The following is a 10356-nucleotide window of genomic DNA, read 5'->3' as shown; positions in this document are numbered from 1 at the left end:
AGGGGCTGCAGCAACTGATGAAACGCGGTGTTATGATGTGACAAAGCCTGAATCCTTTGTGATTAAAGTGTTTGCTCGCACACTCATTTTACTCACATGGATTCAGGCTTTCTTATTTATCCCAAACTATGGGACAGCAGTGCCCAATCCGGAGGCTTTTCATCAACACTCAGCGCTTAACAGATCACACACGCGGTGCGTAGGCAAACACGTCGGAGTGCATCTGCGCTTCGTTGAAACCGCGGGTTTCAGCGGCATCCAGCAGCGCATACACCATGCCCGGTGAGCCGCTGGCGAAGATCTCTACACCGTCGAAGTTTTCGAAGTCTTCCAGCACGGCAGCCGGCAGCAAACCGGTGCGGCCTTTCCAGTTCGGGCTGCTTTCTGGCTCGCTGACCACAGGCACAAAGCTCACGTTGGCGTGTTCTTTGGTCCACTGCTCTGGCAGCGCTTCCAGGTACAGATCCTCTTCCACGCGCGCACCCCAGTAGATGCTGATCTGGTTTGGAACCTGATTAGCCAACAGGTGCTCCACCACACTCTTCACCTGGGCAAAGCCGGTGCTCGCCGCAGCAAAGATAAAGTGGGTTTTCGGGTTGATCGCATTCGCTGCCAGGCAGCAGTCGCCTTTTGGCAGTTCCAGCTCAACCGTTGCCTCATCCTGCAGGTGGGCCATTACCGCGTTGGACATCTCGCTGTCCGACATATGTCGGATGTGCAGCTCCAAGTCACGGCCCTGCTCCGGCGCACTGCCGATGGAGAAGGAGCACTGCTTACCGTCCGGCAGGATCATGTCCAGATACTGCCCTGCTGTAAAATCTATTGCCAGGCTCCCTGTGGCCGGCAGCTGCAAACGAACCCGATACACATCGTGGTTCAGGGACTCAATCCCTTTGATATCAGAAACCAGTTTCTTCACCGATTTTTCTCCGGGGGCCTTAAGCCCTTCAATATTCACCCATAGATCCGTCAGCGGTGTAGCTGTACAAGTCAGCACCCTGACATCTTCTGCAGCGTTATTGTTTTGGTAGGTTGCCTGGGGGTAATGCTGTTGCACCCGCCCATGCTGCAACCTGATCTCACAGATTTCACACACCCCGTTGCGACAACTGCGGCGCATCCTGTAACCGGCCTCTTCCAGGGCCGCCAACAGAGTCTGGTCCGGCAGAACCCGGACCGGTTGCGCGATGTCGTTCAGGTATAACTGAAACCCTGTGCGGTGCACTAGAGAATATCCAGCTCATCCCAGATGGCGTCGACCCGCTGCTTGATCGCGTCATCCATCTTGATCGGTTCGCCCCACTCGCGGGTGGTTTCCCCCTCCCACTTGTTGGTGGCGTCCATCCCCATCTTCGAACCAAGACCGGAAACCGGCGAGGCGAAGTCGAGGTAATCGATCGGTGTGTTGTCGATCATCACCGTATCCCGTTGCGGATCCATACGGGTGGTGATCGCCCAGATCACGTCATTCCAGTCACGGGCGTTGACGTCATCGTCACACACAATCACAAACTTGGTGTACATAAACTGGCGCAGGAACGACCAGACGCCCAGCATCACACGCTTCGCATGGCCCGGGTACTGTTTCTTCATGGTCACCACCGCCATGCGATAGGAGCAACCCTCCGGTGGCAGATAGAAGTCCACGATCTCCGGGAACTGCTTCTGCAGGATCGGCACAAACACCTCGTTCAGCGCCACACCCAGGATCGCCGGCTCATCCGGCGGACGACCGGTGTAGGTACTGTGGTAGATCGGCCGGTCACGGTGAGTGATACGCTCCACAGTAAATACCGGGAAGCTATCCACCTCGTTGTAATAACCAGTATGGTCGCCAAATGGCCCTTCGTCTGCCATCTCTTCAGGATCGATGTAACCCTCAAGGATAAATTCAGCACTGGCTGGCACCTGCAGATCACTGCCCAGGCAGTTCACCACCTCGGTTTTGCCGCCACGCAACAGACCGGCAAAGGCGTATTCAGACAAGGTATCCGGCACCGGAGTCACCGCGCCCAGAATGGTCGCCGGATCGGCCCCCAATGCAACTGCGACCGGGAACGGCTTGCCCGGATGTTCCTTCTTCCACTCGCGGAAATCCAACGCACCACCACGGTGAGCCAACCAACGCATGATCAGCTTGTTCTTGCCAATCAACTGCTGGCGGTAGATCCCCAGGTTCTGACGCTCCTTGTTCGGACCACGGGTGATTACCAATGGCCAGGTTACCAGCGGCCCGGCATCCCCCGGCCAGCAGGTCTGGATCGGCAGCTTGTACAGATCCACATCATCGCCTTCAACCACATGCATCTGACACGGCGCCTTCTTGACTACCTTCGGCCCCATATTCAGCACCTGCTTGAATACCGGCAGCTTGTCCCAGGCATCTTTCATACCCTTGGGTGGTTCAGGTTCTTTCAGCTGAGACAGCACCTTGCCCACTTCACGCAGCGCTTCGACAGTCTCTTCGCCCATGCCCATCGCCACACGCTCCGGCGTACCGAACAGGTTGGCCAAGACCGGGTAATCGTAACCTTTGGGATTTTCGAACAGCAGCGCTGGACCACCGGCTCGCAGGGTGCGGTCGGCAATTTCGGTCATCTCGAGATTGGGATCAATCTCTTGCTTGATACGTTTTAACTCACCACGTGCTTCCAGCATCTGGATAAAGTCACGCAGGTCTTTGTACTTAGGTGTAGACATGCAAACAACCAATCTATCAGCAATAAAAAAGGGCAAGCGAATGCTTACCCCTTTTATACGAAAACGGTCTTATTTCCGCTTCATCGACAGGAAGAATTCGTCGTTGGTTTTGAAGTCTTTCAGCTTGTCGAGTACGAACTCGATCGCTGCGGAGTCTTCCATCGGATCCAGCAGTTTACGCAGAATCCACATACGCTGCAGCTCATCTTCCGTGGTCAGCAGGTCTTCGCGACGGGTACCGGAACGACGGATGTTGATCGCCGGGTAAACGCGCTTCTCTGCCACTTTGCGGTCCAGGTGAACTTCGGAGTTACCGGTACCTTTAAATTCCTCGAAGATAACCTCGTCCATCTTGGAACCGGTATCAACCAGCGCCGTTGCGATGATGGTCAGGCTGCCGCCCTCTTCGATGTTACGCGCCGCACCGAAGAAACGCTTCGGACGTTCCAGTGCGTGTGCATCGACACCACCGGTCAGTACTTTACCGGAAGACGGGATCACGGTGTTGTACGCACGCGCCAGACGGGTGATGGAATCCAGCAGGATTACGACATCTTTCTTGTGCTCGGTCAGACGCTTGGCTTTTTCCAGCACCATCTCGGCTACCTGTACGTGACGGGAAGGCGGCTCGTCGAAGGTGGACGCCACCACTTCACCACGCACGGTACGCTGCATCTCGGTCACCTCCTCCGGGCGCTCGTCGATCAACAGTACGATCAGGTGGGTTTCCGGGTTGTTGCGGGTGATGCTGTTAGCGATGTTCTGCAGCATCAGGGTCTTACCGGCTTTAGGTGGGGATACCACCAGTGCACGCTGTCCCTTACCCATCGGACACACCAGGTCGATCACACGTGCGGTCAGGTCTTCGGTACTACCGTTACCCATTTCAAGACGCAGTCGGTCCTGCGCAAACAGCGGCGTCAGGTTTTCGAACAGGATCTTGTTCTTGGCGTTTTCCGGCTTGTCGTAGTTAATCTCGTTAACTTTCAGCAGGGCAAAGTAACGCTCGCCCTCTTTTGGCGGACGAATCTTACCGGCAATGGTATCGCCAGTACGCAGGTTAAAGCGGCGGATCTGACTTGGAGATACATAGATGTCGTCAGGGCCGGCCAGGTAGGAGGAGTCTGCGGAACGCAAAAAGCCGAATCCGTCCTGCAGGATTTCCAGTACACCATCGCCGTAGATGTCTTCACCACCTTTGGCGTGACGTTTCAGGATCGCAAAGATAACGTCCTGTTTTCGGGAGCGGGCAAGATTGTCCATGCCCATGCCTTTAGCGATGTCCAGCAGTTCGGGAACGCTTTTCGTTTTCAGTTCAGTAAGATTCATAAGCTATGAGAGCGCGGCAAAAGCCTGCGTCGAAATGAATGGATAAGTTTTGGGAAGAAAATTGGAATTCTTTGACAGGAGCACCGCTAATTGAGAAACGGGCTGTCGATAGAGGTCACTATAAAAGGTTGTTTCTACGCTGTCTATAGCATAGAGATGAAAATGTGGTGTACAAGCCTTAATCAGGCCCGCGGGCGCTTAAACCGTTGAGGCGGCCGTACGGCCACCACATTTTCGTACCCGGAATTACAGGTTTGCTTCGATGAAAGCAGCCAGCTGGGACTTGGACAGTGCGCCAACTTTAGTAGCTTCAACGTTGCCACCTTTGAACAGCATCAGGGTAGGGATACCGCGGATACCGAATTTAGGTGGAGTTTCGTTGTTCTCATCGATGTTCAGCTTGCAAACTTTCAGCTTGCCTTCGTATTCCTTGGCGATCTCTTCGAGCACAGGCGCAATCATTTTGCATGGACCGCACCACTCTGCCCAGTAATCTACCAGTACAGCGCCCTCTGCTTTCAGGACGTCCTCTTCAAAAGAGGCATCGGTAACGTTTACGATGTTCTCGCTCATGGGATACTTTCTCCAATGTACCTGGTGCATAAATTGTAAGACGCCCGATGATAACACCGTCGGTAGCCATTTGGTAACCAACTTACACCATCGTTGCATCCAATTAACGACAGCCGGAGAGCCCGAAACCAGACCAATTTCTTATATCGGTATAACCCGATCCGGTCTGGGATCTATGTTCTGTAATGACTCTTCTGGTAACCTTAAGAGTAACGTGTATATACAGTTGCACCACAACGTGTAGCTTTTTGTGTAGCTCTTTTGATCTTGAGGCTTTTATCGTATGCCCCAGCAGGAGATAGCCGGCGACAACAACCAGGACTCCACCCTCCTGGCAGCGATCGACCTTGGCTCCAATAGTTTCCATATGATGGTCGCCCGCCTGGCTCACGGCGAATTGAAACCGATTGATGTCTTGTCCGAAAAAGTGCAGCTGGCAGCAGGCTTGGACAAGAACAAGAAGCTGACCGAAGCCGCGCAGGAACGCGGCCTGGAATGCCTAAGCCGATTTGCACAACGCATTGTTTCCCTACCGCGCAGTGCAGTTCGCATTGTGGGGACCAATGCACTGCGCGAAGCTAAGAACTCTGCGGAGTTTATGGAACAGGCCGAAAAAATCCTGGGGACCGATCTGGAAGTGATCGCCGGTCGCGAAGAAGCCCGCCTGATCTACCTGGGTGTATCCCACACGCTGGCGGATGACCTGGGTAAACGTCTGGTGATCGACATCGGTGGCGGCAGTACCGAATTTGTCATCGGCGAGCGCTTCGAACCACAGGAACTGGAAAGCCTGCACATGGGTTGTGTCAGCTACACCAAACGTTTCTTCCCGGATGGTGTAATCACGGCCCAACGTTTCCAGCAGGCGAAAACCGCAGCCATGCAGGAACTCCTGTCGATCCGGGCACGCTATCGCGATCTGGGCTGGAGCAGTTGTGTGGGCTCCTCCGGCACCATTAAGGCGATCCGTAACGCGCTGGTCAGCAGTGGCCTGAGTGACGATGCGATTACCGCCCAGGGGCTGTATCACCTGCAGCAGAAGCTGCTGACATTTGAGACCGTCGACGATATCGATCTGGAAAGCATCAAACCGGAGCGTCGTATGGTGTTGCCTGCAGGTATCGCGATTCTGTCCGGTATCTTCGAATCGCTGAATATCGACAAGCTGCACTACTCCACCGGCGCCCTGCGTGAAGGTCTGCTGTACGACACTATAGGCCGCTTAGCTCACGAAGATGTGCGTGAACGCACTATCAACGCATTAGCTGAGCGTTACCACGTGGATACCGAACTGACCCAACGGATCGAAAACACGGCATTACTGGGCTGGGCGCAGGTCAAGGACGACTGGGGCCTGGAGCGTCCCGTCTTCCACGATATGCTGAGCTGGGCGTCACGCACCCACACCATCGGGTTGACGATTTCCCACAGCCAGTTCCACAAGCACAGCGCTTACCTATTGCATAACTCCGACCTGCCGGGCTTTACCAACCGCGATCAGCAGCTGGTTGCGACCCTGGCGCGCGGCCACCGCCGCAAGTTCCCGAAAGATGAGTTCAAGAAGCTGCAGAAGCACCTGCAGGAACCATATAAGCGTTTGTGTATTCTGCTGCGAATCGCCGTACTGCTGAACCGCAGTGAGAGCAACCTGCGTCTGCCGGCGATTATCTTCCGCGCCGACGGAAAGAAGCTGCACCTGCGCTTCCCAGAAGGCTGGCTGCAGCATAACCCGCTAACCGCAGCCGACCTGCAGCAGGAAGCCGACTACCTGAAGGTGATCGATTACAGCCTTGAGGTCGAATAGTCTCAACAACCTTCTTGTAGGGCAGCCTTCAGGCTGCCGGTAGCCTAAAGGCTACCCTACATCATATTTGAAGAGCAGAAAGCCCCCAAAAAAAACGCCCTCAAATGAGGGCGTTTTTTATTGCGGGTCTTAAGCTGTGTTTACAGCTGAGGACCTGCACTGATGATCTCTTCAGATACACCGGAGAACTTCTCAAAGTTACTGGTGAACTGACCGATCAGGTCTTTAGCAGTTGCGTCGTACGCACCCTTGTCAGCCCAAGTCTCACGTGGGTTCAGCAGCGCTGCTTCAACACCCGGTACGGATGTTGGTACAGTCAGGTTGATACCTTCCAGGTGCTGAGTTTCAACATCTTTCAGCGCACCGCTCTGGATTGCTGCGATGATGCCACGGGTAGTAGGGATGCTGAAGCGTTCGCCAGTACCGAAAGAACCACCGGTCCAGCCAGTGTTTACCAGGTAAACCTGAGAACCGAACTCTTCGATACGCTTCATCAGCAGCTCAGCGTATACCGCCGCTGGGCGTGGGAAGAACGGCGCGCCGAAGCAGGTGGAGAAGGTAGACTTGATACCACCACCGGAACCCATTTCGGTAGAACCTACCAGCGCGGTGTAACCGGACAGGAAGTGGTAAGCCGCAGCTTCTTTGGACAGGATGGATACTGGCGGCAGTACTCCGGTCAGGTCACAGGTCAGGAATACGATCGCCTGTGGCTCGCCACCCATGTTGGTTTCAGTACGCTTTTCAACGTGCTGCAGCGGGTATGCGCAACGGCCGTTCTCAGTCAGGGAAGTGTCGTTGTAGTCTGCAGTGCGTGCATCGTCCAGCTTAACGTTCTCAACGATTGCACCGAAACGGATCGCGTCCCAGATGATTGGCTCGTTTTTCTTCGACAGGTTGATGGTCTTCGCGTAGCAACCACCTTCCAGGTTGAAGACAACACCTTTGCCCCAACCGTGCTCGTCGTCACCGACCAGGTAACGCTCTGGATCTGCGGACAGAGTCGTTTTACCGGTACCGGACAGACCGAAGAACAGGGTAGTGCTCTCGTCTTCGCCCACGTTTGCGGAGCAGTGCATTGGCAGCACGTCTTTCTCCGGCAGCAGGAAGTTCTGCACAGAGAACATAGCTTTCTTCATCTCACCCGCGTAACGCATGCCTGCCAGCAGGACTTTGCGCTTAGCGAAGTTGATGATCACACAGCCATCGCTGTTGGTGCCGTCACGCTCAGGTACACATTCGAAACCTGCAACGTTCAGGATCTGCCACTCTTCTTTGCTCTTCGGGTTGAATTCCTCAGGGCGGATAAACAGGTTCTGACCAAACAGGTTCTGCCATGCAGTCTGTGTAGTCATCTTAACCGGCAGATAGTGGTTAGGATCGGAGCCTACGTGAACATTGGCGACATAAGATTCCTTGTCTGCCAGGTATTCCTCAACACGCACCCACAGCGCGTCAAATTTGTCGGAATCGAATGGGCGGTTTACGTTGCCCCAATCGATTGCGTCAGCGGTGCTTGGCTCTTCCACGATGAAACGGTCCATCGGAGAACGGCCGGTGCGTTTACCGGTTTCCACAACAAGGGCACCGGTATCAGCCAGGCGGCCTTCGCCAGCCTGAATAGCTTTTTCTACGAGCTGAGCCGGGCTCAGGTTAATGTTTACGGTATTCACAGATTCTTTGGTCATTACTGGGTTCCCTTGGCGTAGGCGCCAATAACGTTACCTGATAAGCAATTAGACGTTCCGCACCTAGGTATTAGGGGCAGTTTATTGTCATAGTTATATAAAAAGGAGGCGTATTATTGCACAAAAAGTGGCATCAACGCCATTTCAAAAACGGTTCTCATTCAGGGATCAGCTAATTGTTTGACCCCTGAAGATTTTTTCCATTCAGTGCACGGAATCAGAGCCCGGAGCACCGGATGAATCGGAGAACAGATAGTCCAGATCGGCCTGGTCGAAGTGATACTGCTCGCTGCAGAACTGACAGGCGACATCGATGTTGCCCTGCTCGTCCAGAATCCCCTGCAACTCTTCCTTGGTCATAAACTTCAGGGTATTCAGGCTGCGCTCGCGGGAGCAGTCGCAACGGAACTGAATTGTGTCCGCTTCGAACAGGCGGCAGTTCTCTTCGTGGAACAGACGGTAGAGCAGGGTTTGGTTATCCAGCTCCAGCAGTTCCTCATCCTTCAGGGTGGACGCCAGGTGGCTGATACGGCCCCAATCTTCCTCGGCAGTGCCTTCTGCTGGCAGCACCTGCAGCAGGAACCCGGCTGCACGTTCATCATCGGCGCAGAAGTGCATCTGGGTTGGCAGCTGTTCGGACTGGCCGAAGTAAGCTTCCAGACACTGGCCCAGGGTGTCGCCTTCCAGTGGCACAACGCCCTGGTAGCGCTGGCCCTTCAATGGATCGATGGTGATCGCCATGCGGCCTTTTTCCAGCAGATCGATGAAACGTGCTTCTTCCGGCAGTTCACCTTCAAAGCGGGCGATCGCACGCAGTTCCTGGTTGTGGTTACACTCCGCCATCAGCAGGGTCACGTCACCTTCACCCTGCGCTTGCAGGATCAGACGTCCCTCAAACTTCAGGTTGGCCGCCAGTACACTGGCTGCCGCCATCATCTCGCCCAGTACGCGGCGGATCACTTTTGGATAGTTGTGCTTTTCGAGGGCTTGCTGGTAGCTCGTTTCGAGGCCCACCAAGACACCACGGATATCCAGTTCATCGAACAGGACACGTTGAATCTGATCGGAATTGCTCATGTGAGGGTAGTAAATAGACGAGGTTGTTAATCTGCCCGCCATCTTACCATAAACGGTTGTGAACGGGCGCTATCTTCTGCGGGGCTGTCTAGTCGACCACCTGATCTTTAAATCCACGGATCAGACGACGATCTTTCTTATTTGGACGGTTACGAGGATTGAGGCTGGAACCCATGGCCTTACGCTGCGCGGCATGTTCCTCACGCTTAGCGATACTCTCCTCGGTTTCGCGGTACAGCTTTTGCGCTTCCGGCGCACCTCGGCGGGTATCGGACAGCGCCATTACAATGACCACCTTCTCATCAAACCCCTGGCGGATCTGAATGGTGGCCCCTATCTCAACATGTCGGCTGCACTTGGTGCGTTGACCGTTGTAGTGCACCTTACCCCCGTCGATCATCTGCTTGGCGATGGCACGGGTCTTATAAAAGCGGGCGGCCCACAACCATTTGTCGAGGCGGACCTTGTCACCCTGTTGTTCACTCATGAATCGGACTTCTTCGGCATAATTTCATCAAAATGGTCGATGGCATTGAACTCATCGATCTCGCGGCGCGGCGCCTGGCTGTCGGGCTGGTAGATCGACAGCAGGTAACGGATACCGTACTGCTGCGCCGAACGCAGCACCGGCAGGCTGTCATCCACCAGCAGGGTGCGCTGCGGATTAAACGGCTCCACCTCGTGCAGCTTATCCCAGAAACGCACATCCTCTTTCGGCAGCTGGAAATCGTGGGAACAGATCACCTCATCCACCAGCGTGTGGATCTCGGTGCGTTCCTTCTTAAGGTTAAGACTGCCGTAGTGGGCATTGGTTACAATCACGGTGCGGATATTTTCCTGGCGCAGACGTGCCAGAAAGTCCTGCACATGCGGCCGGAAGGCAATTCTGTCGGCCACTTCCTTCTTCAGCTCAGGTACGTCCATACCCAGTTCCCGGCTCCAGAAATCCAGGCAGTACCAATTTAGTGTGCCCTGCTCCTGTATGATACGCTGATGCAACCACGCCCGCGCCGCGCCGGGTTCCATCGCATGCACCTGCGCATAGTGCTGGGGCAGAAACTCCAGCCAGAAGTGTGAGTCAAAGTGCAGATCGAGCAACGTGCCGTCCATATCCAACAGGACAGTATCGATTTGGGACCAGTCAATCATGGAAGTTATGCGCCGGGAGATAAGCCAAATGAGAGT

At 54.7% G+C, this 10356-nt stretch carries 9 protein-coding genes; 1 reads left to right on the top strand and 8 read right to left on the bottom strand.

What is annotated here, in order from left to right; genetic code table 11:
• Positions 1-184: 184 nt before the first annotated feature.
• The 4 genes from ACEQ15_RS05820 to trxA all read right to left on the bottom strand — a co-directional run bounded on the left by ACEQ15_RS05820 (position 185) and on the right by trxA (position 4602).
• Positions 185-1225: a 2Fe-2S iron-sulfur cluster-binding protein gene (locus tag ACEQ15_RS05820; protein ID WP_370278152.1), complete on the bottom strand. Its 1041-nt coding sequence runs from the start codon at positions 1223-1225 to the stop codon at positions 185-187.
• On the bottom strand, positions 1225-2700 hold the full coding sequence (gene ubiD / locus ACEQ15_RS05815; RefSeq protein ID WP_370278151.1) for a 4-hydroxy-3-polyprenylbenzoate decarboxylase: 1476 nt from the start codon (positions 2698-2700) through the stop codon (positions 1225-1227). Before ubiD ends, ACEQ15_RS05820 begins: the two co-directional genes overlap by 1 nt.
• A gap of 69 nt (positions 2701-2769) precedes the next feature.
• Positions 2770-4029 carry a transcription termination factor Rho gene (gene rho, locus ACEQ15_RS05810; protein WP_282353400.1) on the bottom strand — a complete coding sequence of 420 codons (1260 nt, stop codon included), beginning with the start codon at positions 4027-4029 and terminating at the stop codon, positions 2770-2772.
• Between the two features lie 246 nt (positions 4030-4275).
• Positions 4276-4602: a thioredoxin TrxA gene (gene trxA / locus ACEQ15_RS05805; RefSeq protein ID WP_282353398.1), complete on the bottom strand. Its 327-nt coding sequence runs from the start codon at positions 4600-4602 to the stop codon at positions 4276-4278.
• Between the two features lie 283 nt (positions 4603-4885).
• Here trxA and ppx point away from each other — a divergent pair, with 283 nt between their 5' ends.
• Positions 4886-6406, top strand: coding sequence for an exopolyphosphatase (gene ppx / locus ACEQ15_RS05800; protein ID WP_370278150.1), 1521 nt, complete (start codon positions 4886-4888; stop codon positions 6404-6406).
• A 140-nt stretch (positions 6407-6546) separates the two neighbouring features.
• Here ppx and ACEQ15_RS05795 read toward each other — a convergent pair whose 3' ends face one another.
• The 4 genes from ACEQ15_RS05795 to yrfG all read right to left on the bottom strand — a co-directional run bounded on the left by ACEQ15_RS05795 (position 6547) and on the right by yrfG (position 10320).
• Complete coding sequence (locus ACEQ15_RS05795) at positions 6547-8094, bottom strand: phosphoenolpyruvate carboxykinase (protein WP_370278149.1); 1548 nt, start codon at positions 8092-8094, stop codon at positions 6547-6549.
• A gap of 204 nt (positions 8095-8298) precedes the next feature.
• On the bottom strand, positions 8299-9171 hold the full coding sequence (gene hslO, locus ACEQ15_RS05790) for an Hsp33 family molecular chaperone HslO (protein WP_370278148.1): 873 nt from the start codon (positions 9169-9171) through the stop codon (positions 8299-8301).
• An 88-nt stretch (positions 9172-9259) separates the two neighbouring features.
• Positions 9260-9658: a ribosome-associated heat shock protein Hsp15 gene (hslR, locus tag ACEQ15_RS05785; protein ID WP_370278147.1), complete on the bottom strand. Its 399-nt coding sequence runs from the start codon at positions 9656-9658 to the stop codon at positions 9260-9262.
• A complete protein-coding gene (yrfG, locus tag ACEQ15_RS05780) occupies positions 9655-10320 on the bottom strand; it encodes a GMP/IMP nucleotidase (protein WP_370278146.1) in 666 nt (221 codons plus the stop codon). Before yrfG ends, hslR begins: the two co-directional genes overlap by 4 nt.
• Between the last annotated feature and the right edge of the window lie 36 nt (positions 10321-10356).

The organism is Pontibacterium sp. (assembly GCF_964228735.1).
Taxonomy (GTDB): Bacteria; Pseudomonadota; Gammaproteobacteria; order Pseudomonadales; family Balneatricaceae; genus Pontibacterium.
This window is presented reverse-complemented; position numbering and strand designations above follow the sequence as displayed.